Genomic DNA, 24,040 nt, shown 5'->3' with positions numbered 1-24,040 from the left:
ATGCGGATTGCTTAGTCTACTTAAATGGGTTCCCCTGCAATATCTTGTGGCAGCGACGGGAATTTGCGGCTGATCCGTCCGGCGCTTTGCCAGGATGCCAATCATGGAAACCACATACGACACAAGGCTTGTTGAAAACCGCGCCGCATGGGGCGCGGTGTTGTCGATGGCGCTATGTGTTTTCGTGCTCATCGCATCGGAATTCATGCCGGTCAGCCTGCTGTCGCCGCTAGCGGCCGATCTCGGCATCACCGAGGGCCGGGCGGGACAGGCGATCTCGATTTCGGGCGCTTTCGCCGTCGTGACCAGCCTGCTGGTCGCCGGCCTCACGCGCCACATCGACCGCCGACTGGTCGTGACCGGCTTCACCCTCCTCCTCATCGTGTCCGGTCTGGCTGTCACCTTCGCGCCGAACTACGCGTTGCTCATGGCCGGCCGGGCGCTGCTCGGTATCGCGATCGGCGGGTTCTGGTCGATGTCGACCGCGATCGTCATGCGCCTCGTGCCGCAAGACATGGTTCCGAAGGGTCTCGCCATGCTGAACGCCGGAAATGCCATTGCGGCCACCATCGCCGCGCCGCTGGGCAGTTTTCTCGGCGCCTATGTCGGCTGGCGCGGCGCTTTCTTCCTCGTCGTGCCGTTTGGCCTCCTGGCGCTGGCCTGGCAGTGGACAAGCCTGCCGGCGCTGCCGCCGCGCCGCAGGAAGCGTGCCGGCAATCCGCTGGCGCTGCTCGGCCGTCTTCCCGTCGCCACCGGCATGGCGTCGATCATGATGCTGTTCATGGGCCAGTTCGCGCTCTTCACCTATCTGCGACCCTTCCTCGAGAACGTCACGCGGCTCGACATCGCCGCCCTCTCGGCGGTCCTGCTGGCGATGGGGCTGGCCGGGGTGCTCGGCACATGGTGCGTCGGCCGGCTTTTGCGCACGCGTCTGTTCAGCATCCTCACCGTCATCCCGCTGGTCATGGCTGCGCTGGCCGCCGCGCTCATCGCCCTCGGTGCACTCCCGGGTCCCACAGCGCTGCTGCTCGTTGCCTGGGGCTTCTTCGGCATGGCCGCGCCGGTTGGTTGGGGCACGTGGCTCAGCCGAACGTTGCCGAACGACGCGGAGGCCGGCGGCGGGTTGCAGGTTGCCGTCATCCAGCTCGCCATCACCGGCGGCGCCGCGATCGGCGGCACGCTCTTCGATACGGTCGGCTGGTGGGGACCGTTCACTCTGGGCGCGGTGCTGCTCTGCGGATCGGCGCTCGCCGCCCTTGCCGCAGCGCATAAGGCCCGGAGGTCTTTGCCGTGACGAACGAACATGCGCCGCTCAGCCGCCGGACATTGCTCGGCGCCGCGCTCGCGGTGGCGGCCCTGCCTCGCACAGCCGCCGGCCAGGAAGACCAATCTCCCGTCAGCCAGGAGCCCACCGACATGAAGATCAGGATGGTTTTCAACGGCCGCATCATGACCGCCACGCTCTACGACAATCCGTCGGCGCGCGACTTCTTCTCCATGCTGCCGCTCGACCTCGAGATCGAGGACTACGCCCATAACGAGAAGATCGCCTATCTGCCACGCAAGCTGACCGAGGAGGGAAGCGGTCCGTTCGCCGACGAGCAGCCCTATGACCTGTGCTATTTCATGCCCTGGGGCAACCTGGCCATGTTCTACGCCGACTACCGCCATCCCGGGCTGATCAGGCTTGGTTGCTTCGACGAGGGCGAGCAGGCCCTGCACGTTCGCGGCAAATTCCCGCTTCGCGTCGAACGCATTTGAGATCGCAAAGGAGATCACCATGGACATTCTTCGCGCCGGCACCAGGCCTTCCGGCAAGGGACCGCCTGACTGGTTCACCGGAAATGTGCGGATCGATCCGCTCTTCAATCCCTTCGACGCCGAGCGGGTTCAAGGCGCACAGGTGACCTTCGAGCCCGGCGCCCGCACCGCCTGGCACACGCACCCGCTCGGCCAGACGCTGATCGTCGTCTCCGGCCTCGGCCGCGTTCAGCGCGAGGGTGGCCCGGTCGAGGAAATCCGTCCGGGCGACGTCGTCTGGTTCGCGCCCGGCGAAAAGCACTGGCACGGCGCGTCGCCTCGGACCGCCATGACCCACATTGCCCTCCAGGAGGTCAAGGACGGCAAGGTCGTGGACTGGCTGGAACATGTCAGCGACGCCGACTACGGCGCCTGATCTCTCCCCTCGAAAGGAACCAACATGCTTGCAACCGTTCTTCACAAACCGGGCGACATACGCTGCGAGGAAATCGCCGATCCGAAAATCATGCGGCCGACGGACGCCATCATCAAGCTGTCGGCAAGCTGCATCTGCGGCTCGGACCTGTGGCCCTATCGTGGGCTGCAGCCGGTCGCCGGGCCTATGCATATGGGCCACGAATATTGCGGCATCGTAGTCGAGGTCGGCACAGAGGTGCGAACCGTCCGTCGCGGCCAGTTCGTCGTCGGCTCGTTCTGCCTCTCGGACAACACCTGCCCGCATTGCCGCTTCGGCTTCCAGTCGTCTTGCGTGCAGCGCGAGTTCATGTCGGGCGCGCAGGCGCCTTACGCTCGCGTACCCCTGGCCGATGGCACACTGGTCGCCACCGCCGAGGTACCGCCGGCCGACCTCATCCCTGACCTGCTGGCGGTGTCCGATGTGCTCGGCACCGGCTGGTATGCGGCCGACGCAGCCGAGGTCAGCGAAGGATCGACGGTAGTGGTGGTCGGCGACGGTGCGGTCGGCCTGATGGGCGTGCTTGCGGCCAAGGAGATGGGCGCCGAGCGCATCATCGCCATGAGCCGGCACGCCAGCCGCCAAAAACTCGCCCGTGAGTTCGGCGCCACCGAAATCGTCGCTGAGCGCGGCGAGGAAGGNGGAGTTCAGACGTGTGCTCTTCCGATCTTATGTCGGCGTGCCCCATGGCGTGAACTTCGACGGCCAAAAACTATTCTTCGGCCAGAAACGCATGCTGGGCGGCCCGGCGCCGGTGCGCCGCTTCCTGCCCGACCTGATGGACCGTGTGCTGCAAGGTCGGATCAAGCCCGGCAAGGTCTTCGACCTCAAGCTGCCGCTGGCCGAGGTCGCTGAAGGCTACCGCGCCATGGACGAGCGTCGCGCCATCAAGGTCATGCTTTCGGTGTGAGCAAAGATCGGGCGGACGGCCTGTGCGCACCCACAACTCAGAAAAGGGACAACATATGACGATGAGATTGAAGATTGCCGCCCTTGCGCTTGCGCTTTCGGTCGCCACGCCAGCTTTCTCGCAAGAGCCTCCGATCATCGGCGCATGGCGCATGACGTCGCTGGAGGCCGGCGCCGAGGGAAACCTGAAGCCCGTGCCCTATTCCGGCCAGGTCATCTTCACCGAGGCCGGCACCCTCTCGGTGCAGGCGCAGAACCCCGACCCCAAGGCGCCGGACACGCCTTACACGGCGAATGGCTACGAAGCCTATTACGGGCCGGTCGCCATCAACGACCAGGACAAGACTTTCGTCATCACGATCGAGTCCTCCCTGGTCCGCAACCTTGTCGGCAAGAGCATGAAACGCAAATTCGAGGTCTCGGACAACAAACTGGTCCTCACGCCTGACAACCCGGCCGAAGGCTGGCGCGTGACCTACGAACGCTACTGATCCGAACAGTTGGATTGCCGATGACCAGGATGGCGCGGATGTCAGACCGAAATGGCGTCATGGCGGAACTGGTGCCGATCATGGCGGCTGTCTTCGCCGGCTTCCTGCTGATCGGCCTGGCGCTACCCGTCTTGCCGCTGCATCTTCACCAGCAGCTTGGCTTCGGCCCCTTCGCAGTGGGACTGGTGACGGGCAGCCAGTTCGTCGCCTCGATGCTGTCGCGCATCGGCGCTGGCAACTATGCAGATGGGCGCGGCGGCAAGCGGGCCGTCGTCGTCGGCCTCATTGCCGCTGCCCTGGCCGGGTTATTTTACCTCGGCTCGCTGGCATTGCTCGACCGCCCGGTAGCGTCCGCATCGGCGCTGTTTGCCGGCCGGGCGGTACTGGGCGCGTCCGAGAGCTTCATCATCACCGGCGGCGTCGCCTGGGGCCTCTCCGTTGCTGGCGGACAGAACTCCGGAACAGTCATAGCCTGGGTGGGCACGGCGATGTTTGCGGCGCTCGCGCTGGGAGCGCCGGTCGGATCCGCGCTTTATGCGGCGAGCGGTTTCACCGCGATCGCACTCGCGACGATCGTCCTGCCGCTGGCGACGCTGCTTGCCATCCTGCCGATGCGCGGCACCGGCGCCGTCGCGGGCAGCGCGCCGCAGTCATGGAGGAGCGTGGCGAAAGCGGTCTGGCTTCCTGGCGTCGGAGCTGCTTTCAGCAGCCTCGGCTATGGTGCTATTCTGGGCTTCGGCGCCCTGCTCTTCGCCGAGCGGGGCTGGCAGCCGGTATGGCTTCCCTTCACGGCCTATGCCGCGTCGCTGATCGTGGCAAGGCTGTGCTTCGGCCACCTGCCCGACAGGCTTGGAGGCGCACGCGTCGCCGTGATCTTCGTCGCGGTCGAGGCGGCAGGGCTGATGCTGATCTGGCTTGCGACCGGGCCTGTTGTCGCCGCAATCGGAGCGGGTCTGACTGGCCTCGGCTACTCGCTGGTCTATCCCGGCCTCGGCGCCGAGGCCGTAGGCCATCTTCCGTCGCGCAGCCGCGGCCTGGCCATGGGACTCTACACCGTCTTCCTCGACGTGGCGCTCGGCTTCGGCAGTCCGGCGCTCGGCCTGGTCGCCGCGTCGACCGGGCTGCAATTCGTCTTCTTCGCCGTTGCGGCGGCAACGCTTCCGGCGTTGGGCATCGCTCTGCTGCTGGGTCGCCGTAGCGCTCCATTATAGACAGCTCGCCGGCGCCGTCTGCATGAGGTTCGCTCATAGTCTCTTTCCGGGTCGCCACGGAGGCTGAACCCCTCCCCGCAAGGGTCGACGAGGCCCCGGCAAATCCCCGCCCAGACACACTCCAGAAACAAAATTCAACAGTTCGGAAAAACCGGCGAAAAGATCGGGTGGCATAAGCTTCCCGGATTCCGGGTTCTTCCTTTTTGGAAGCCCTCCACCAACAAAATCGCAGCGGCGGCGCAGTGCCTCCTCCAGCGGCCGCATGAACAGCCGGGCAATGCCCGGCGAGGACGAGAAAGTATGGACATGGACTACGATATCGCCGAACTGGACAGCGACGCGGCAACGGCGATCGGCAGCCTGGCAAGCATCGATGCGCTGGCAAGGATCGCTCGCGGCCCGGCAAGGGACGGCCAGGTCCTGACGGGCGCCGACTTTGCCCTGCAGCCGGGTGAGCGGCTCGATACGGTGTTCGAGCAGCTCGCCGTGACATTCGCCACGTTGCCGGCGGTGATCTCCGACGGACGCGTGTGGACCTATCAGGAGCTGAACAGCCGTGCCAACCAGTTCGCCCGCATGCTGATCAAGCACGGCGTGCGGCCGGGCCACCGGGTCGGGCTCATTCTCGACCGGTCGGCGGAAACCTATGTCGCGTTGCTGGCGGTGATGAAGGCGGGGGCTGCCTTCGTGCCGCTGGCCACCGCGTTTCCGCAGGAGCGGATGGCGCTGATCATCGAAGACGCCGCCGTCAGCATGATCGTCACCATCGCCGCCTATGCGTCGCGCGCCGGTCAACTGCCCGTTCCCCATGTGCTGATCGACAGCGCCGCCGCCGAAATTTCGGCACAGTCGCCCGCGCCGCTGAAGCCGCAGGCGGCCGACGACATTTGCTACATCCTCTATACCTCGGGCACCACTGGCAAGCCCAAGGGCGTGGTCATCACGCACCAGAGCTTCGTCAATTTCATACACGTCGCGGCCGCCTCCTACGGCTACCGGCCGGGCGACCGGGTGTATCAGGGCATGACCATTGCCTTCGACTTTTCCTCCGAAGAGATCTGGGTGCCGTTCGTCGCCGGCGCAACGGTGGTGCCGGCACCTGGCCAGATGCCGCTGGTGGGCGAGGAACTGGCGGATTTCCTGCGCCTCCATGACATCACCTGCATGGCCTGCAGCCCGACATTGTTGTCATCGATGACATCGGACGTTCCCAGCCTGCGCACGCTTCTGGTGGGCGGCGAGGCCTGCCCGCACAATCTGGTGGTGCGCTGGTCGAAGCCGGGCCGGCAGATCCTCAACACCTACGGGCCGACCGAGGCGACCGTCACCGCAACGATGGGGGCGCTGACGCCGGACCGTCCCGTCACAATCGGCGCGCCGTTGCCGACTTACTCGATCATCATTCTCGACGCTTCGCTGCCGCAACTTGCCGAGCCCGGCGAACTGGGCGAGATCGGCATTGCCGGCATCGGGCTCGCCGTCGGCTATCTCAACCGGCCGGAGCTCACCGACCAGAAATTCATCGCCGATTTCGTCGGCCTGCCGAACAACCCGTCGCAGCGCATCTACCGCACCGGCGATCTTGGCCGGATCAACGATAAAGGCGAGATCGAGTATGCCGGGCGCATCGACACGCAGGTGAAGATTCGCGGCTATCGCATCGAGCTCGGCGAGATCGAGGCGGTGCTGCTCGACCAGCCCGAGATCGCCCAGGCCGCCGTCACCACCTGGGAGATCGAACCCGGCCGCGTCGAACTGGTTGCCTATTACGCGCTCAAAACCGGGGTAGCGGCGATTTCCCGAGGGGATCTCGCCCAGACGATGAAGCGGCGGCTGCCCGACTACATGGTGCCCGCCTATCTGGAGGAACTGCCTGCCATCCCGATGACGGTCTCCAACAAGGTAGACCTGCGCCAGTTGCCGAAGCCGATGAGCGTCCGGCTTTCGGCCGATCGCACGATGGTGCCGCCCGGCAATGAGGACGAGCGCTTCCTGGCCGAGGCACTGGCCACGGTGCTGAAATTCGACGCGGTGTCGATCGAGGACCACTTCTTCGACGATCTCGGCGCCAACTCCTTGCTGATGGCGCATTTCTGCGCGCGCGTGCGCACCAGGAAGGAATGGGCGACGACGTCGATGCGCGACATCTATCTCTATCCTACAGTGGCGCGCCTGGCGCTGCATCTGGGCGTCGCGGAGGAGATGACGAAGGCAACCAACGAGCCGGTCCTCACCCGCCGGGCCTCGAATTTCGCCTACTGGACCTGCGGCGGGGCGCAGCTTTCGTTCTACGGCCTCTACAGCTACGTGGCGCTCTGGGCGATCAATGACGGCCTCAACTGGATGTATGACGCGCTCGACGATCCGCTGCAGCTCTATATCCGGTGCGTGGCGCTTTCGGCGGCCGTGTTCTTCGGCATGTCGGGCTTTGCCGTCCTTGCGAAATGGGTGCTCATCGGCCGGTGGAAGGCCGAGGCGTTTCCGATCTGGGGCGTGCGCTACTTCCGCTTCTGGGTGGTCAAGACATTGATCCGCACCGCGCCCGTCGTGCTGTTCCGCGGCAGCCCGCTCTACAGCCTCTATCTGCAGCTGCTCGGCACCAAGCTCGGGAAAAACGCCGTCATCGAATCGAAATCCGTGCCCGTCTGCACGGATCTTATTTCCATCGGCGCCAACACCATCCTGCGCAAGGAATCGATGATCCTCGGCTTCAGGGCCCAGTCCGGTTATATCCACACCGGGCCGCTGACCATCGGCCGCGATGCCTTCGTCGGCGTCGGCTCCACGCTCGATATCGACACCAGGATCGGCAACGGCGCCCAGCTCGGCCATTCGTCCTCGCTGCATCGCGGGCAAAGCATCCCGGACGGCGAGCACTGGCATGGATCGCCGGCGGTGCCGACCACGGCGGACTATTGCAAGGTGCGCAATGTCAATCCTTACCAGGTCCGGCGCTTCCTCTATGAAGCGCTGCAGCTGGTCGGCCTGTTTGGCCTTGTCACCCCGCTGCCGCTCCTGTTCCACAGCTACTGGGAATATGTCGGCGACGACTATCAGGAGACGATCGGCCTTGTCGCAATCGGCACCACGGTCACGCTTTTCGGCTATATCGCGGCGGCTTTCCTGGCAGCGACGCTGGTGCCGCGCCTGACGAGCCTGATCTTGAAGCCGGGCCGCACCTACACGCTTTACGGTTTCCGCTACTGGCTGCAGACCGTCGCCGAATTCGCCAGCAATTCCCGCGTGCTCGGGCTCCTGGCCGGCGACAGCTCGGCAATCGTGCACTACATGCGCGCCATCGGCTGGAACCTCAACAGAGTGGTGCAGACCGGCTCCAATTTCGGCTCCAACCAGCAGCACGAAAACCCGCTTCTGTGCGAGATCGGCACCGAGACCATGGTCTCGGACGGGCTGTTCATGATCAACATGCACAAGTCCGCCTCGGCCTTCAGGCTCGAGCCGACGCGCATCGGCGAACGCAACTATCTCGGCAACAACATCTACTATCCGCCGGACGGCCGCACCGGCGACAACGTGCTGCTCGGCACCAAGGTGATGATCCCCATCGATGGGCCGGTGCGCCACAATGTCGGCCTTCTCGGTTCGCCCGCGTTTGAAATCCCGCGCATGGTGAACCGCGACAAGGAGCTTATCGCCGGCGTCGACGAGGCCGACCGGCGCCGGCGCATCCCGCACAAGAACCGCCACAACCTGGTGACCATTCTTCTGTTCCTGGCAACGCAATGGGTCATGCTGTTCGTCACGCTGGCGATCTGGGACCGGGCGCTGAACTACTATACGGAATGGGCGGAGGTCGCCCTGTTCGCCGCCGTGCTTTTGACCTCGGCGATCACCATTCCGTTCTACATTCTGGTCGAGCGGGCAAGCCTTGGCTTTGGCCGGCTGAAGCCGCAGATGACGACGATCTACGACGTCGCCTTCTGGCGCCACGAACGCCACTGGAAGCTGGCGGATTCGCCCATCGTGCGCCTGTTCGCCGGCACGCCGTTCCGGCCGATGATCCTGCGCGTGCTCGGCGTCAAGGTCGGCAGCCGGGTCTATGACGGCGGCAGCAATTTGACCGAGCGTTCGCTGGTCGAGATCGGCGACGACGTCACGCTCAACGAGGGCTGCGTGATCCAGGCCCATTCGCTGGAAGAAGGCGCGTTCAAGTCCGATTTCATCCGCATCTGCGATGGCTGCACGCTCGGGCCTTCCGCCTTTGTCCACTACGGCGTGGTGATGGGCAAAGGCTCGATGGTCGATGCGGACTCCTTCGTGATGAAGGGCGAAGAGCTGGAGCCCAACTCGATCTGGCGGGGCAACCCGGCCAAGCTGCATCGCTTCGTCACGCCGGTGCCGGAGGATAGCGTCAAGGCAACGGCTTGATGAGCGCAGACATCCGCCTCGTTTCGGTGACCGGGGCCAACCGGGCCCTGGTCGCGGCTCTGGAACTGGCTGCGGATCAGATGGATTTCGTCGCCAGCAATGCGGAGTCGCTGGACGAAGCCGAAACCGACGGGGACGCACGGCCGCGCGTCGTCATGGCAGGGGATCGCGTCGTCGGTTTCCTGATGTACGAGGCGCCGGAGGACGACGACGAGGCGCGGATCTACCGCTTCATGATCGATCGCGTCCATCAGGGCCAAGGCTACGGCAAGGCCGCTTTGCGCGAAGTGCTGGATGAAATCATGCGGCTCGGCCACATCAGCCACGTTTCGATCTGCTACGAACCTGGGAATGAAGCGGCACGCCGCCTCTATCGCGCTGCCGGTTTCGTCGAAGAAGGGCCCGACGAGGACGGGGAAATGATCGCCGACCTCGCTCTGCGGGGCGGCCAGCCATGACGCGCCCGCTCGATGCCGGTGGCAGCCTGTCGGCGCAGTTGCTGGCGGCGATGGCCGCCATGGCACCGGCCGGCGTTCAGATCGGATGCCGCACGATCCGCGAAGGCGATGAGAACCATTTGCTGCCGCAGGAAGCACGCTCCATCCCGTCACGCCTGCCGCTGATGCGGCGGGCGAGTGGCGCGGCGCGGTGGATCGCGCACGAGCTGCTGGCGGATATGGGCTTGAACGACGTCGCTATCCTCCGCGGCTCCTCCGGCGCACCGGTATGGCCTCATGGACTAACGGGGTCGCTGGCTCACGACGACGAGATAGCCGTGGCGGCCGTCGCGCCGCTCTCCCACGTCGCCTCGCTCGGCATCGATATCGAGCCCGCTTTGCCCCTGCCCGACGACATCTTCGCGCTGGTTGCAGTCCCCGCTGACCGGATCGACGCAACCGACCCGTATCTTGCCGGTCGCATCCTTTTTGCCGCCAAGGAAGCTGTCTACAAGGCCGCCTACCCGCTTGATCGCGAAGTGCTGGGCTATGAGGACATCACCGTCGATCTCGACGCAGGCGACGCTGTGACGAAGACGGGCCGCAGAGCGAGACTGGTTTACTGCCTTGCTCCGTGCGTGGTCGTTCTGGCGTTTGTCGATGGTGTCCGAAGCGCCCCCCTTTAAGCGCGAATGGGCCAGCGCCCGACAGCTGCTCAACAAAGCGCATTTTTTTCGCAGAGCGGTCGCAATGAGCCTGTCTCGACCGTACAGTTCAGCAATGGCGTGGTGGCGCTGGAATATGCGGCTGGGAAGGTGTGAGACGCTGGTCGGGGTAATCTCCCCCCTTGAGGGGGAGATGTCGCCGAAGGCGACAGAGGGGGTCGGTCCGTCCTGACGCAACCTCCTACCGACCGCAGGAGGTCGAGCTTCACGCGAGACGACCCCCTCTGGCCCGCCGGCCATCTCCCCCTCGAGGGGGGAGATCGGCAGCTCACCCTGCTTTCTTCCCCCGCTTGCCCTTGGCACGCGCCTCGACCACTCTTTCCACCTCGCGCTTCAGTTCGTCCTTGACCTCCTGCGTCTCGGCAAGCAGCGTGTCGATCTTCATGAAATCGAGCACGCGGTATTTCGACACTGGCGGGCGGATCAGTATGTCGGGGGGGCGCTGGTTCAGCTTGTGGGCGATGATCGACTGCATCATCAATTGCGTGGCGCCATACATCAGGTCGACCGTGGTCGGGTGCTTGCGCTCGGCCTCGCTCGGCGCGCCGACAACGTCGATGGCGATGATGATGTCGGCGGCGTTTTCGATGAGGTCGAACGGCACCGGATTGTAGATGCCGCCGTCGATCAGCACGCGGTCGTCGCGCGTCACCGGGCGGAACACGGCGGGAATGGCAGCCGAGGCGGCGAGCGCCGAATGCAGGTCGCCCTCGTCGAAGACGGCCAGCTTGTGACCGAAATAGTCCGTCGCCGTCACCTTGAGCGGGATCATCAGCTCGGCGAAGGTTTCCGGGATGGCTTCCGGCAGGAACGCCTTCAAGATGCGCTCTATGTTGAACTGGCTCACGCGGATGCCGCCCTGCATCGCCTCGGCGATGGTGCCAGGACGCGAGCGCCACATGCGCGCCGCCACCTCGGCGCGGCGGCCGAGGATCGAGCGGGCGTAGTCCTCGATGTCCTTGCCGCTCATGCCCGAGGCCATGCCGGCGCCCATGATGGCGCCGATCGAGGAGCCGGCGATGGCCACCGGCTTGATGCCGAGCTCGTCCAGCGCCTCGACGATGTGGATATGGGCGAGGCCGCGCGCGCCGCCGCCGCCAAAGGCGATACCGAAGGTGAGGCCTGAGGTGGAGCTCGTCATCTGGCCTCCAGCTTCGGCCCGATGCTCATGATCGCGGGCGCCGGCGTCAGCAGCTTCTTCGCCGCTGCCTTGACCTGATCGAGCGTCACACCGTTGATGAGCGCCGCGCGGCGCTGCACGTAGTCGATGCCGAGATTGTCGAGCTGCAATTCCACCAGGGTCGCGGCAATGGCGCTGGAAGAATCCAGATTGCTGATCGCATAGGAGCCGACCATGTATTTCTTGGTCGCGTCCAGCTCGGCCTCGGTCGGCCCCTCCTCGGCCATCTTCTTGACCACGTCCTTGACGATGCCGAGCGTCTCGGCGGCGCGGTCGGAACGCGTCGCCGTGGTGATGATCAGCGCGTTGGAATGCTGGTGATCGACCAGGTTGGAATCGACGGAATAGGCCAGGCCGCGCTTTTCCCGCACCTCGTCATAGAGGCGCGAGGTGAAGGTGCCGCCGCCGAGAATCTGGTTCATCAGCACCGCAGGGAAGAAATCCGGCGCATCGCGCTTCACACCGGGATAGGCAAACTGCAGCGAGGTCTGCGGCAGGTCGTAGTCGACCTCGAGCTGCTGGCCGAGCTTCAGCTCGGTATCGGCAACCGGTTGCAGCACCTGCTTTTCCGGCAGATCGCCGAAGACCTCATCGAGCTTCCGTTTCAGCGTCGCGGCATCTATGTCGCCGACCACCGCAACATGCAGGCCGCTGCGGGCGAAATTGGCCTTGTGGAAGGCAGCCAGATCCGCTGCCGTGATGGTGGCGATGCTGTCCTTGGTGCCCTGGTCGGGCCTGGAATACGGATGTTCGCCATAGATGGCGCGCAGCCATTTGGTTTGCGCGACGGTGTTGGGGTCACGCTCATTGGCGATGATGCCGGACAGGATCTGGGCGCGGATGCGGTCGATCGGCGCCTGGTCGAAGCGCGGGCTGGTGACCGCCAGCCTGAGCAGGTCGAAGGCCGCATCCTTCTGCTCGGCCAGCATCCGCATCGCGCCATAGGTGCCGTCGCGCGCCGCTTCGAAGCCCATCTCTGCGCCGGCATCGTCAAGCTTGATCTGGAAGGCCTCGCTGTCGAGGTCGCCGGCGCCCTCGTCGAACAGGCCGGTCATCAGATTGACCAAGCCTTCCCGCCCCGCCGGATCCTGCGTCGAGCCGCCATCGAAGACGAAGCGGATGGCGATGATCGGAACGGAGTGGTCCTCGACCAGCCAAGCATTGACGCCCTTTGACGAGGTCACCGGCTGAATGTCCATCGCGTGCGCGGCAAGCGCCGGCAGGATGAGGAAGAAGATGCCGAGGAACAGTGTGGCGAAGGCGTGGAGAACCGCGATGCGCCTATGAGTAATCGCATCAGGCCATTGATCGCCAAGGTCAGTGCCGCCCCTCATCGCCCTGCCGGGCACTTCTCCCCGTATAGTGACGGGGAGAAGGGGGCTCGCCGCGACGCTGGCGCTCTTCTTACGACGCTGATGGTTGGCGAAATCGGCGATGACAGCGCCCCTCTCCCCGTCACTATACGGAGAGAGGATGCCGGCAGGCAGGTGAGGGGCAGCGCCAACGCTCAATCTTGTCATCATCAATTCCCCGCCTGTTGCTGCGGCAAGAGATAGCCGGTCGTCGCACGGTCGAGCAGCAGATAGCGTGCGGCGACCGCCTTGATCTCATCGGCGGTGACCTTGCGAATGCGGTCCGGCCATTCCTCGATATCCCTGACGTTGCCGCCGGTGGCGAGCTCGGCGCCGTAGAGATTGGCCATCTCGTCCTGCTTGTCGCGGGCGAAGATCATGGCCCTGATATAGCGGGCCTTGGCCTTCTCCAGCTCGTCCGCGGTGACGCCGTCCTTGACGATGCGGGCGATCTCGGCCTCGACGGCCGCCTCGACGTCGCTCAGCTTGGCGTCGCCGCGCGGCGCGCCATAGACGGTGAAATTGGTGGCGTCGAGCATCGTACCCTGGAAGAAGGCGCCGGTCGCCGATGCGATGCCTTGCTTGACCACGAGCTGCTGGTAGAGCCGGCTGCGGCTGCCGCCGCCAAGGATCTCTCCCAGCAGGTCGAGCGCCTCGGCCTCGCCCGGTTTTGCCGTGTGGTAGGACGGAACCACCCATTGCGTCGAAAAGCTCGGCACCGAAACGCGCCCATCGGTGAGCGTCACCGTCCGCTTGGTGTTCTGCTCCGGCTCGACCGGGCGGATGCGCGGGGGCAGGTCGGGACCGCGCGCGACCTTGCCATAGGTTTTTTCGGCCAGCGCCTTCACGACCTCCGGCTCGACATCGCCGGCCACGATCAGCACCGCATTGTTGGGCCGGTAGTATTTGTCATAGAAGGCAACCGCATCGGTGCGGTTCAACTGCTCCATCTCCTGCATCCAGCCGATCACCGGAATGCGGTAGGGCTGGTTCTGCCAGAGCGTCGCGTCGACCTCTTCGTCGAGCACCGCCTGCGGATTGCTGTCGATGCGCGAGCGGCGCTCTTCCAGGATCACGTCGCGCTCGGTCTTGATGACCTCGTCGGTCAAGATGAGGTTGCGCATGCGATCGGCCTCGAAGCTCATCATCTCACCGAGTGCCGAGGGCGCCACCGTCTCGTGGAAGGCAGTGTAGTCATATGAGGTGAAGGCGTTGTTGGAGCCGCCGATGGCCGATATGGCGCGGTCGAACTCGCCCGCGGCGTGGTTGGTCGTGGCCTTGAACATCAGGTGTTCGAAGAAGTGCGCTATGCCGGACTTGCCTGGCGGCTCGTCGGCGCTGCCGATCTTGTACCACACCATATGGGTGACGATGGGGGCGCGATGATCGGGAACGACCACCACCTCCATTCCATTGTCGAGCAGGAAGTTGGCCACCTTGCCATCATCCGCGGCCAGGGCCGGGCCGGCCATGGTCAGCGCGGTGGCGAGCAAGGCTCTCCGCAGCCATTCAGTATGAAATGTCATTGATGGCTCCGGTTGTTATCGCGCGACGATAGGCAAGGTTAGCCGCGGAGGCAAAGTGAATTGTGCGTCATTTTGAAGGCGCCGGTCGCCCCACCCTTACGCAAGCTCGACGAACCGGATCACCGTCTCGCCGTAGTTTCGTTCATCAACCACCGAGAATTCCGGCCCAATCTCGAAGGGCGCCGAGGCGGCTTCCTCGACCACGCAGAGCGCGCCGGGCAGCAACCAGCCGCCATCCCTGGCCGAGCGCAGGGCGCGCTCGCCAAGGCCCTTGCCATAGGGCGGATCGGCGAAGACCAGGCCGAATGCCGCAAGCGTACCGGCCTCACCCAGGGCGGTCGCGTCGCGGCGGAAGATCTTGGTGCGGCCGGTAAGGCCAAAAGCTTCGACATTGGTGCGGATCAGGCCGCGCCCTTCGGCCGATTCTTCGATAAAGACGCCATAGGAAGCGCCGCGCGACAGCGCTTCGAGGCCGAGAGCGCCGGTGCCGGCGAAAAGGTCGAGCACACGCGCGCCGTCGAGCTTGTCGGCAAAGCGGTGCGCCAACACGTTGAAGACGGCCTCGCGGGCGCGGTCGGTCGTCGGGCGGATGGCATGGTCGCGCGGCGTCGCCAGCGGACGCCCGCGAAATTGGCCGCCGACGATTCTCATTTATGCCCGGGTCTCATTTAAGGCCGGATCTCATTTAAGTCCCGGCATCATCTGGTCCTCGGGCCCTTGGGACCGTTGCGTGGCCGCTCGCCGCCCCGACCGCCATCCGGACGCTCGCCACCCGGCTTGCCGAACGGCTTGGCTCCGCCCGGCTTCCCATAGGCCGGCTTGCCATAGGACGGCTTGCCATAGGACGGCTTGAACGACGCCTTGCGCGCCTTGGCCTCGGCCGCCTTGGCGGCATCGGCTTCCGCCCTGCCCTTGCCGATCGGACGCGCGCCCGGCGCCATCCAGACATTAGCCTTGCGCTGGCCTGGCGGCTCGATCGGCCGCTGCTCGCGCTCGGGCTTCTTGCCGCCGCGCGGTTTGTCACCAAAGGCGCCGCGTGGCTTGTCGCCGAAGCCTCCACGGGGCTTGTCGCCAAAATCGCCGCGCGGCTTTTCGCGAAACTCGCTGCGCGGCTTGTCCGAAAACTCGCTGCGCTCGGGTCTCGGGCCGCGTTCGCCAAAGCTCTTTTCCGGCCTCGCGCCCCTTTCGGGACTGGTCGACAGCTTGCCGAGCGCTTCGTCGCGGCTGCCTTCGCGGCGCTTGCGGTTCTTGATCAGACCGCCCTCGCCGATCGGCCGATGGTCACCCTCGCGGGTGACTTTCGGCCGTTCCGGCTCCGCGTCACGCTCTCGCCGCACCGGCTGGTTGGAAAACGGCTTGATGATCTCGGCGTCGAAATTGGCGCCGGATTCCTCGACCAGTCGCTCGCCGAGCTGGTCGCGCAAGACGCGGCCTTTGATCTCCAGCACATGGCCTTCGGCGAGATCGTCGAGCTGGAACGGTCCGTAGGAGATACGGATCAGCCGCGTCACGTCGAGGCCGAGCGATCCAAGGATGTTCTTCACTTCGCGGTTCTTGCCTTCGCGCAGGCCGATCGTCAGCCAGGCGTTGGTGCCTTGTTCACGATCGAGCGTCGCCTCGATGGCGCCGTAGAAGACGCCGTCGACGGCAATGCCTTCACGCAGGCCTGCGAGCATGCTTTCCTCGACCTTGCCATGAACGCGCACGCGGTAACGGCGCAGCCAGCCGGTGGCAGGCAGTTCGAGCACGCGCGACAGACCGCCATCATTGGTGAGCAGCAGCAGGCCTTCGGTGTTGATGTCGAGGCGGCCGATGGTCATCAGCCGTGGCAATTCGGCCGGCAGCACGTCGAACACGGTCTTGCGGCCCTCGGGGTCGCGGTTGGTGGTAACGACGCCGGCCGGCTTGTGAAACAGGAACAGGCGGGTGCGCTCGATCGGCGGGATCTCCATGCCGTCGAGATGGATGATGTCGCCCGGCATGACGTTGAAGGCCGGCGAGGTCAAAGCCCGGTTGTTGACCTTGACACGGCCCGCCGCGATCAGGTCTTCGGCATCGCGGCGCGACGCCAGGCCAGCGCGGGCCAGCCGCTTGGCTATACGCTCGCCGGCTTCTTCCGCATCTGCCGGACGCGGGCGCGGCTTGAAGGCGCCGCCAGATGCTTGCGGCCGGTCACCACCGAAATCGCGCTTGGGGCGATCGCTGAAGTCACGCTTGGGACGATCTCCGGCGTCGCGCTGCGGGCGATCGCCAAAATCGCGCTTTGGCCGGTCAAAACGCTTTTCGCCCTCGGCGGAAGCAGGCCGATCGCCACGCGGTGCGTAGGGCTTGCGCGGCCCTTCACGCTTTTCGAAAGGCTTGCCTTCGGGACGCGGCCCCTTGCTGAACGGCCGATCGCCGCCCTTGAAATCGCGCTTTGGCCGCTCGCCATCGGCCGCAACCGGCCGATCGCCGCGCGGTGCATAAGGCTTGCGCGGCCCCTCGCGCTTTTCATACGGCTTGCGTTCACCCTCGGCCGCCATAGGGCGATCCCCACGCGGCGCATAGTGTTTGCGCGGCCCTTCGCGCTTTTCATACGGCTTGCGCTCGCCTTCGGCTGCCATCGGCCGGTCACCGCGTGGTGCATATGGCTTGCGCGGTCCCTCCCGCTTTTCGAAAGGCTTGCCTTCGGAACGCGGACCTTTGCTGAATGGCCGGTCGCCACTTTTGAAATCGCGCTTGGGCCGCTCGCCCTCAGCCGCTGCGGGCCGGGCGCCTCGCGGTGAATAGGGTTTCTTGGCCCCGAAGGAGGGTTTGCCGCTTTTGCCGGCGGCGCCATCGCGGCGCGGCCCCGCGGCTCCAGGGCCGCTTTTGCCCGGGCCTTTGTGGCGCGGAGATTTCTTGTCGTTGTCGTCCATGTGGCCTTTGCCTTGTTGCGCTGCTACAGCGTGGCGCATCCTTTCGGACGCGCAAAGGACGCTATAGCACTTTGATTTGGCGCATGATCATTTCCGAAAATCTGTTCCGATATTCGGGTTGACGCGCTCCATAACAGGATCACCGCCAAGTGGCGAGGAGATAATCGGAATGGAAACCGCGTGAAGCGGCCGGATTTCATGGCGCTGGCGCTGAAAGAGGCGCAAGCCGCCGCCTTGCGCGGAGAAGTTCCGGTTGGCGCCGTCATCGCCAGCGGCGACACGGTGGTGGCATCCGCCGGTAACCGCACCCGCGAACTTGCCGATCCGACGGCGCATGCCGAAATGCTGGCCATCCGCGCGGCCTGCCAAACGCTCTCCAGCGAGCGGCTGACCGGCCACGACCTCTATGTGACGCTGGAACCCTGCGCCATGTGCGCAGGCGCCATTTCCTTCGCCAGGCTGCGCCGGCTCTATTTCGGCGCGGCCGACGAGAAGGGCGGCGCGGTGGTCAACGGCGTGCGCTTCTTCGCTTCGCCGACCTGCCACCATACGCCCGACATCTATCCGGGCATGGCCGAGGCCGACGCGGCGCTGCTGCTCAGGGAATTCTTTCGGGAAAGACGCGAAACGTAGAGCCTTCAGCTACCGAAGGCGACGGTTCCTACCAGGAGGGCAGCCAGTCGAAGAGCCCGCCGCTCTTGCCCTTGGCGGCCGCTTCCTTCTTGAGGCGGCGTTCCTTCTTGTATTCATCCTCGCCGAGTTCGCCCTGCGGCGCCGTGTCGGAGGCAGCCCGATAGGCCAGAGGCGGCTCGCTCAGATATCTGCGAGTGTTGGGATCGCCCTGCTTTTGCTCTGCGGTGCGGCGCTGGATCTCGGCGGCGCGGCCCTTGTCTGAATCCTTCGGCGACCAGGCCGGCGGGTGGCTTGAGCCCGAATCCGCCAGCGCCTTCTTCACGGAAGCCGGATCGGTCTGCACGTCGTCGACGATCCCCGACTGATAGGACGGGTCGTCCTGGTGGGCAGTGGCGTCGGCACGCAGGCGGGCGCGGCGCTGCTCGGGCGATTCGGGCCAATCGGTGCTCGCCGTCTCGATGCTTTCCTGAGGCGGCGGCAGCACTTCCTTCTGCCCCGGCGCCGGCTTTACCAGCTCCGGACGCGGCCTGTAGTCGATCTGTTCCTTGTGCTTGGGCGTGATGGCGAAGGCGCCGGAAAGGTCGCCGGCAAGCTGCTCGCCAGCCGTCTTGTCGGTGCCGTAGGTCGGCGAACCCATGCAGCCGGACAGAGCGAGGCCGGACGCGACAAGCGGCGCCAGCAGCGCAACGCGCACGGAAGTTCTGTCGATCATGCCAAAAAGTCCCACTCTAGACAGCCTCTCGATCGCCACCGGCCGAAGGTCCGGTCCCCATCGTCCACGCTCTTGCGACGGAATTCCGGCGACAATTTGTCTTCCGGAGTTTCGTCTGTTTAGCTGAACCACTCGTTAAGGGCAACGCGCGGGCGGTTTTCACCCGCCCGCCGTGGCATTTGTGCACCGGCTTATGAGCGCTTACAAATGCCCCAGAGCCTTGAGTTCATGCAGCACGGCGGCATCGCGGGCAGACACGTCGGGGAATTCCACGTCCTGCCCGACATCGGCGGTATAGCGCCACGAACGCGCGCATTTGACCAAGCCGCGGTCCTCGGCCTTTTCGACCACCACCGCGACACCTTTGACATCGTCGAGCGCAAAGGCGCCTTCCGGCGCCTTGCCGTGGGCGATGACGAGATCGCTGGTGATCGCCATTTCGGCCATGTCGACATCGGCGATCGCGGCTTCAAGCGCGGCATCGTCGAGGGTCACGACCGGCACGGCTTCCAGCGAGGCACCGATGACCTTCTGAGCGCGTGCGATCTCGAGCGCGCCGGTGACGACGCGGCGAACCTGCCGCACCTTGCGCCATTTCTCAGCCAGTGCCTCGTTCTTCCAGTCGGCCGGAATGTCGGGGAACTGGTCGAGATGCAGCGAGACAGCATCCGGATGACGGTCGAGCCAGGCTTCTTCCGTGGTGAAGGGCAGCATCGGCGCCAGCCATTTCACCAGGCAGTCGAAGAGGTGGCGCACCACTTGCACCGAGGCCTTGCGCTTCACGCTGGCGGGTCCCTCGCAATAGAGCGCGTCCTTCCTGATGTCGAAATAGAAGGCCGACAGCTCGACCACCATGAAGTCGAGCAAAGTGCGGGTGATGCGTTTGAACTCGAACGCGTCGTAGCCCGAGCGCACGACCTCATCGAGCTCGGCCAGCCGATGCAGCATCAGCCGCTCCAGTTCCGGCATCTTGTCCAGCGGCACCTCCTCGCCATCGTCATGGGCGAGCGTGCCCAGCATCCAGCGGATGGTGTTGCGGAGCTTGCGGTAGGCGTCGATGTTGGTCTGCAGCACGTTCTTGCCGAGACGCTGGTCTTCCCAATAATCCGTCGTCACCACCCATAACCGCAGAATGTCGGCGCCGGACTGCTTGATGACGTCTTGCGGCACGACGGTGTTGCCGAGCGATTTCGACATCTTTCGCCCCTCCTCATCCATGGTGAAGCCATGGGTGACGACGGTGTCGTAAGGTGCCCTGCCCCTGGTGCCGCAGCTTTCGAGCAGCGAGGAGTGGAACCAGCCGCGATGCTGGTCGGAGCCTTCGAGATAGACGTCGGCCGGCCATTTCAGGTCCGGACGGTCTTCCAGCGTGAAGACATGCGTCGAGCCCGAATCGAACCAGACGTCGAGGATGTCCATCACCTGCTTCCATTTGGAGGCCTCGTGATTGCCGAGGAAACGCTCCTTGGCGCCGGCAGCGAACCAGGCGTCGGCGCCTTCCTGTTCGAAAGCATCCATGATGCGCTGGTTGACGGCTTCGTCCTTCAGCACGTTGCCATCCTCATCGGCAAAGACGGCGATCGGCACGCCCCAGGCGCGCTGGCGTGACAAGACCCAATCCGGGCGTTCCTCGATCATGGCGCGGATACGGTTCTGGCCGGCCGCCGGCACGAAGCGTGTGTCGTCGATCGCCTTCAGCGCACGGCTGCGCAACGTCGTGCCGTCGCCGAGGTCCTTGTCCATATAGACGAACCATTGCGGCGTGTTGCGGAAGATGATCGGCTTCTTCGACCGCCATGAATGCGGATAGGAATGCTTCAGCCGGCCGCGCGCAAACAGCGCGTTGCGCTTGATCAGTTCGTCGATAACCGCCTGGTTGGCATTGCCCTTCTTGCCGTTGTCGTCGATGACGCGCGCGGCGCCACCTTCACGGTCCGGGCCGAAGCCTGGCGCGTCTCTGGTGAAGAAGCCGGCGTCGTCTACAGTGAAGGGGATGGCAGGGTCGATGCCACGTGCGCGCAAATCCGATGCTGCATCCATCCAGGCATCAAAGTCCTCGCGGCCATGGCCGGGCGCGGTGTGGACGAAGCCGGTGCCGGCGTCGTCGGTGACATGATCGCCGGCCAGCATCGGCACGGCGAATTCGTAGCCGCCGCCGAGACCTTTGAAGGGATGTGAAAGTGTAAGGCTTCCAAGCTCTTCGACCGAAACGCTGCGAAGCCGATTCAAGGTGACCTTGGCCTTGGCCGAGGAGTCTTCGGCAAGCGCATCTGCAAAGATCAGCTTTTCACCGGGCTGTGGACCGAACGAATTTTCGGCTGCTGTAACTTCATAAAGGCCGTAGCCGATCCGTGACGAATAGTTGACGGCACGGTTGCCGGGGATCGTCCACGGGGTTGTCGTCCAGATGACGACGTGGGCGTTGTCCAAACGTGTAACGCTTTCCGGAACGCGCATGGACGGTGCAGCGTCTGATACAAAGTGCTCAACGCTCCAAAATCCTGACACAACTGGAAACTTCACCCAGATCGTGTCGGACTCATAGTCCTGGTATTCGATCTCGGCCTCGGCCAGTGCGGTGCGCTCGACGACGCTCCACATTACCGGCTTGGAGCCGCGATAGAGCTGGCCCGACATGGCGAACTTCAACAACTCCCCGGCGATGCGCGACTCCGAGTGGAAAGCCATTGTCGTATAGGGGTTCTTGAAATCGCCAACGACGCCGAGCCGCTGGAACTCGCCGCCCTGCACCGTGATCCAGTTCGCGGCGAAGTCGCGGCATTCCTTGCGGAACTCGTTGACCGGCACCTCGTCCTTGTTCTTGCCCTTGGCGCGGTACTGTTCCTCGATCTTCCATTCGATCGGCAGGCCGTGGCAGTCCCAGCCTGGCACGTAATTGGAGTCATAGCCGCGCATCTGGAACGAGCGGGTGATGACGTCCTTGAGGATCTTGTTCAGCGCGTGGCCGATATGGATGTTGCCGTTGGCGTAGGGCGGGCCGTCATGCAGCACGTATTTTTCGCGGCCGGCGGCCGCCTCGCGCAGCTTGGCGTAAAGGTCCATATCCTGCCAGCGCTTGACCAGCAGCGGCTCTTTTTCAGGCAAGCCGGCGCGCATCGGGAAATCCGTCTGCGGCAGATAAAGCGTCTTGGAATAGTCGATCGTTTCAACAGTGTCGGTCATTGGTCTGCCATATGCATTGCCCGGCGGGCGTAAAAGCTCGGGCGTGAACTATCATGATTGGAAAAGCGCGAGGGGGCGCGCAAAACTCCCGGCGGCTCCGGCGGCGCTCAGGCCGCCCGGAACACCGGGCCTGTAATTCGTATCGTCAGCGCGCGAAGGCGTGAAAAGCTCGTCATTGCCGGGCTTTTAGCCGAGAAAGCCGCAGGAATAAAGCGTCTCTTGTTCGATTTACTTACATCGCGAAGTCGAAGCGATAGGTGGTCGAGACGCCGACCGTGAACTGGTTACGGTCGCCGCGCTCCTTGACCAGGCTGGAATCGGCGGCCGGGCCCATCAGGCGCGCATATTCGCCGAACAGGCTGGCGGTCATCGGATCGGTCACCTTCCAGGTGATGGCGCCACCAAGGCCGGTCGATTTCAGGCCGCCGCCAGGATGGTATTCGCTCAGGCCCGAGGCCACAGCCTCCTTGGCGTTGACGCCATAATAGGAGTCGAAATAGCTCGATGAGGCAAAGGACACGCGCGGGCCTCCCGAAATCCTGACCGTCGGCGTGATATCGTAGAAGGCATCGGCGGCGATGTCGGCGACAAAGCCATTATGGGCACGAATGCCGTGGCGTAATTCGGCGCGGGCGCGCAACCAGTCCGTCGGGTAGAATTCGAAGAAGCCCCCGACCTCACCGCCCCAGCGCACCGGGTCGAGGCCCTTGAGTTCATCCTTGCTGTCGCGTGAAAACAGGAACTTTCCGGTCAGGCCGGCGCGGACGCCGCCATCGTCGACCAGCGCCAGCGAGATGTTGTCGTTGCGCGAGGTAAAGCGCGCGGCCGGGCCGGCCTTGCCCAGCGAGATGATCGGCGAGGCGCTGAGCAGATAGCTGTTGGAGCCCTCGAATTTCGGCGCGACCATGCCGGTGGCGCCAAGCGTCAGGTACCAGTCTCCGGACAGCCAGCTGAAGGTACCCTCGCCCGCATTGGCGGTGGACACAGTGAGCAGCGCCGAGGCGAGAAACAGCGGAATCGTCCAGACAATACGCATCATCACCCCATACGCGAAACAAAACGGAGAGAACACCCGGCAGCCAAAGCCATGGCGCCGGTTCGGTAAAATTTGACTTAAAATCTGTAGCAGTGGCGGCAACTGCGACCCTGTTTTTTATGCTGTGGCCCGTTTGAACAGGGCGCCGCCGGGCCTGTGGCGAGTTGACAGAAATAGCGAGGTTGCCTAAATTCGCGTTAGTGCAGACTAACATGAACAGATGGACAGCGCTTGGCGACCCGACCAGGCGGACGATCTTCGAACTGCTGGTCGAACAACCCTGTTCGGTCGGGGAATTGGCTCGTGCGCTTCCTGTCACCCGGCCGGCGGTCTCGCAGCACCTGAAGGTGCTCAAGGACGCCGGCCTGGTGGCCAACACACGGCTAGGCAAGCAACGCATCTACCGGGTCGAACCGGAAGGCTTGGCCAGCCTGCGCGCCGAACTCGACCGGTTCTGGAGCAAGACCTTGGCGGCCTACAAAGTGGTCGTCGAACAGCCCTTGAAGGAGCAGGAATGAGCACGCATCAACCGCCCGTGAGGCACTCCATCCTTGTCGAGGCTCCGATCGCGCATGCCTTCAAGGTTTTCACCGAGCACTTCGGCAGTTTCAAACCCAAAGAGCATAACCTGCTTGCGGTGCCGGTCGCGGAGACGATCTTCGAACCCCGCGTTGGCGGTCACGTCTACGACCGCGGTGTGGATGGCAGCGAGTGCCGCTGGGCACGGGTGCTGGCCTACGAGCCGCCGAACCGACTGCTTCTGAGTTGGGATATAAGCCCTCAATGGCAGATCGAGACCAATCCGGACAGGACCAGCGAGTGGGAAGTCCGGTTTACGGCGGAGACGAATAGCCGGTCCCGCGTCGAGATCGAGCATCGCAATCTCGAACGTCATGGCGAAGGCTGGGAAGGCGTGCGCTTTGGGATTGACGGTGATCGAGGCTGGCCGCTGTATCTCAGGCGATTCCAAGATCTTTTTGCCAGCAAGGTGACCTGAAGGAGCACAATTATGGAACCCTATTGGCTAAGCATCCTCGGTGTACTGATCCTCTGTCTTTTGTCAGTCGCACTGGCGGTTTACTCGGGTTCGTCCAAGGGATTTGCCGGAGCGCTTTCCGGTCCGGTGATCCCGGCCGACGGTCGA

At 64.4% G+C, this 24,040-nt stretch carries 19 protein-coding genes; 11 read left to right on the top strand and 8 right to left on the bottom strand.

Features of this window, described 5'->3' with window-relative positions:
- The first annotated feature begins 103 nt into the window (after positions 1-103).
- From X771_RS141925 to X771_RS141960, 8 genes are all read left to right on the top strand, one after another.
- Positions 104-1,294 (top strand): MFS transporter, encoded by a 1,191-nt coding sequence (locus tag X771_RS141925; protein WP_031203009.1) that lies wholly within the window; start codon positions 104-106, stop codon positions 1,292-1,294.
- Positions 1,295-1,347: 53 nt separating this feature from the next.
- Positions 1,348-1,761 (top strand): cyclophilin-like fold protein, encoded by a 414-nt coding sequence (locus tag X771_RS141930; protein WP_245262739.1) that lies wholly within the window; start codon positions 1,348-1,350, stop codon positions 1,759-1,761.
- Positions 1,762-1,780: 19 nt separating this feature from the next.
- Positions 1,781-2,176: a cupin domain-containing protein gene (locus X771_RS141935; protein ID WP_023689576.1), complete on the top strand. Its 396-nt coding sequence runs from the start codon at positions 1,781-1,783 to the stop codon at positions 2,174-2,176.
- Positions 2,177-3,180: 1,004 nt separating this feature from the next.
- Positions 3,181-3,615, top strand: coding sequence for a lipocalin-like domain-containing protein (locus tag X771_RS141940; protein WP_023805027.1), 435 nt, complete (start codon positions 3,181-3,183; stop codon positions 3,613-3,615).
- Between the two features lie 38 nt (positions 3,616-3,653).
- The gene (locus X771_RS141945) at positions 3,654-4,826 is read left to right on the top strand and encodes an arabinose transporter (RefSeq protein ID WP_031203008.1); all 1,173 of its coding nucleotides are present in this window, start codon (positions 3,654-3,656) and stop codon (positions 4,824-4,826) included.
- Between the two features lie 300 nt (positions 4,827-5,126).
- A complete protein-coding gene (locus tag X771_RS141950) occupies positions 5,127-9,215 on the top strand; it encodes a Pls/PosA family non-ribosomal peptide synthetase (protein ID WP_023689570.1) in 4,089 nt (1,362 codons plus the stop codon).
- Positions 9,215-9,673, top strand: a complete 459-nt coding sequence (locus X771_RS141955) for a GNAT family N-acetyltransferase (RefSeq protein ID WP_023689569.1) — start codon at positions 9,215-9,217, stop codon at positions 9,671-9,673. Before X771_RS141950 ends, X771_RS141955 begins: the two co-directional genes overlap by 1 nt.
- Positions 9,670-10,338 carry a 4'-phosphopantetheinyl transferase superfamily protein gene (locus X771_RS141960; protein WP_023689568.1) on the top strand — a complete coding sequence of 223 codons (669 nt, stop codon included), beginning with the start codon at positions 9,670-9,672 and terminating at the stop codon, positions 10,336-10,338. The genes X771_RS141955 and X771_RS141960 overlap by 4 nt, the downstream gene beginning before the upstream one ends.
- 307 nt (positions 10,339-10,645) lie before the next feature.
- On the opposite strand, the gene X771_RS141965 is transcribed toward X771_RS141960, so the two are convergent.
- From X771_RS141965 to X771_RS141985, 5 genes are all read right to left on the bottom strand, one after another.
- The gene (locus X771_RS141965) at positions 10,646-11,518 is read right to left on the bottom strand and encodes a patatin-like phospholipase family protein (RefSeq protein ID WP_023689567.1); all 873 of its coding nucleotides are present in this window, start codon (positions 11,516-11,518) and stop codon (positions 10,646-10,648) included.
- A complete protein-coding gene (locus X771_RS141970; protein WP_031203007.1) occupies positions 11,515-12,891 on the bottom strand; it encodes a pitrilysin family protein in 1,377 nt (458 codons plus the stop codon). The genes X771_RS141965 and X771_RS141970 overlap by 4 nt, the downstream gene beginning before the upstream one ends.
- A gap of 188 nt (positions 12,892-13,079) precedes the next feature.
- Positions 13,080-14,435, bottom strand: coding sequence for a pitrilysin family protein (locus X771_RS141975; RefSeq protein ID WP_031203006.1), 1,356 nt, complete (start codon positions 14,433-14,435; stop codon positions 13,080-13,082).
- A gap of 96 nt (positions 14,436-14,531) precedes the next feature.
- Entirely contained in the window at positions 14,532-15,086 is a 555-nt protein-coding gene (gene rsmD, locus X771_RS141980) for a 16S rRNA (guanine(966)-N(2))-methyltransferase RsmD (RefSeq protein ID WP_023689564.1), read from the bottom strand.
- Positions 15,087-15,133: 47 nt separating this feature from the next.
- Complete coding sequence (locus X771_RS141985) at positions 15,134-17,332, bottom strand: pseudouridine synthase (RefSeq protein WP_031203005.1); 2,199 nt, start codon at positions 17,330-17,332, stop codon at positions 15,134-15,136.
- 180 nt (positions 17,333-17,512) lie between these two features.
- Here X771_RS141985 and X771_RS141990 point away from each other — a divergent pair, with 180 nt between their 5' ends.
- Positions 17,513-17,965, top strand: a complete 453-nt coding sequence (locus X771_RS141990; RefSeq protein WP_023694762.1) for a nucleoside deaminase — start codon at positions 17,513-17,515, stop codon at positions 17,963-17,965.
- 28 nt (positions 17,966-17,993) lie between these two features.
- On the opposite strand, the gene X771_RS141995 is transcribed toward X771_RS141990, so the two are convergent.
- The 3 genes from X771_RS141995 to X771_RS142005 all read right to left on the bottom strand — a co-directional run bounded on the left by X771_RS141995 (position 17,994) and on the right by X771_RS142005 (position 22,896).
- On the bottom strand, positions 17,994-18,677 hold the full coding sequence (locus X771_RS141995; RefSeq protein WP_023682973.1) for a hypothetical protein: 684 nt from the start codon (positions 18,675-18,677) through the stop codon (positions 17,994-17,996).
- Between the two features lie 201 nt (positions 18,678-18,878).
- Positions 18,879-21,860, bottom strand: coding sequence for an isoleucine--tRNA ligase (ileS, locus tag X771_RS142000; RefSeq protein WP_023689561.1), 2,982 nt, complete (start codon positions 21,858-21,860; stop codon positions 18,879-18,881).
- A gap of 232 nt (positions 21,861-22,092) precedes the next feature.
- Entirely contained in the window at positions 22,093-22,896 is an 804-nt protein-coding gene (locus X771_RS142005; protein ID WP_031203004.1) for a MipA/OmpV family protein, read from the bottom strand.
- A 212-nt stretch (positions 22,897-23,108) separates the two neighbouring features.
- Between X771_RS142005 and X771_RS142010 the strand changes: the two genes are divergently transcribed.
- Both X771_RS142010 and X771_RS142015 read left to right on the top strand, forming a co-directional pair.
- Positions 23,109-23,414, top strand: a complete 306-nt coding sequence (locus tag X771_RS142010) for a metalloregulator ArsR/SmtB family transcription factor (RefSeq protein ID WP_023689559.1) — start codon at positions 23,109-23,111, stop codon at positions 23,412-23,414.
- A complete protein-coding gene (locus X771_RS142015) occupies positions 23,411-23,893 on the top strand; it encodes an SRPBCC family protein (protein ID WP_023689558.1) in 483 nt (160 codons plus the stop codon). Before X771_RS142010 ends, X771_RS142015 begins: the two co-directional genes overlap by 4 nt.
- The last annotated feature ends 147 nt before the right edge of the window (positions 23,894-24,040 follow it).

Origin of the sequence: Mesorhizobium sp. LSJC269B00 (assembly GCF_000502815.1) — a bacterium.
GTDB lineage: Bacteria > Pseudomonadota > Alphaproteobacteria > Rhizobiales > Rhizobiaceae > Mesorhizobium.
The sequence above is the reverse complement of the archived record's forward strand: the minus strand, read 5'-3'. Positions and strand labels throughout refer to the sequence as shown.

What these genes read in the sequence shown, in the direction of transcription:
- rsmD (WP_023689564.1), bottom strand. Translation starts at nt 15,086, where the DNA reads ATGAGAATCGTCGGCGGCCAATTTCGCGGGCGTCCGCTGGCGACGCCG.
- X771_RS141935 (WP_023689576.1), top strand. Translation starts at nt 1,781, where the DNA reads ATGGACATTCTTCGCGCCGGCACCAGGCCTTCCGGCAAGGGACCGCCT.
- X771_RS141970 (WP_031203007.1), bottom strand. Translation starts at nt 12,891, where the DNA reads ATGAGGGGCGGCACTGACCTTGGCGATCAATGGCCTGATGCGATTACT.
- X771_RS141995 (WP_023682973.1), bottom strand. Translation starts at nt 18,677, where the DNA reads ATGATCGACAGAACTTCCGTGCGCGTTGCGCTGCTGGCGCCGCTTGTC.
- X771_RS142005 (WP_031203004.1), bottom strand. Translation starts at nt 22,896, where the DNA reads ATGCGTATTGTCTGGACGATTCCGCTGTTTCTCGCCTCGGCGCTGCTC.
- ileS (WP_023689561.1), bottom strand. Translation starts at nt 21,860, where the DNA reads ATGACCGACACTGTTGAAACGATCGACTATTCCAAGACGCTTTATCTG.
- X771_RS141985 (WP_031203005.1), bottom strand. Translation starts at nt 17,332, where the DNA reads ATGGACGACAACGACAAGAAATCTCCGCGCCACAAAGGCCCGGGCAAA.
- X771_RS141950 (WP_023689570.1), top strand. Translation starts at nt 5,127, where the DNA reads ATGGACATGGACTACGATATCGCCGAACTGGACAGCGACGCGGCAACG.
- X771_RS141975 (WP_031203006.1), bottom strand. Translation starts at nt 14,435, where the DNA reads ATGACATTTCATACTGAATGGCTGCGGAGAGCCTTGCTCGCCACCGCG.
- X771_RS141960 (WP_023689568.1), top strand. Translation starts at nt 9,670, where the DNA reads ATGACGCGCCCGCTCGATGCCGGTGGCAGCCTGTCGGCGCAGTTGCTG.
- X771_RS142010 (WP_023689559.1), top strand. Translation starts at nt 23,109, where the DNA reads ATGAACAGATGGACAGCGCTTGGCGACCCGACCAGGCGGACGATCTTC.
- X771_RS141945 (WP_031203008.1), top strand. Translation starts at nt 3,654, where the DNA reads ATGTCAGACCGAAATGGCGTCATGGCGGAACTGGTGCCGATCATGGCG.
- X771_RS141940 (WP_023805027.1), top strand. Translation starts at nt 3,181, where the DNA reads ATGACGATGAGATTGAAGATTGCCGCCCTTGCGCTTGCGCTTTCGGTC.
- X771_RS141925 (WP_031203009.1), top strand. Translation starts at nt 104, where the DNA reads ATGGAAACCACATACGACACAAGGCTTGTTGAAAACCGCGCCGCATGG.
- X771_RS142015 (WP_023689558.1), top strand. Translation starts at nt 23,411, where the DNA reads ATGAGCACGCATCAACCGCCCGTGAGGCACTCCATCCTTGTCGAGGCT.
- X771_RS141955 (WP_023689569.1), top strand. Translation starts at nt 9,215, where the DNA reads ATGAGCGCAGACATCCGCCTCGTTTCGGTGACCGGGGCCAACCGGGCC.
- X771_RS141965 (WP_023689567.1), bottom strand. Translation starts at nt 11,518, where the DNA reads ATGACGAGCTCCACCTCAGGCCTCACCTTCGGTATCGCCTTTGGCGGC.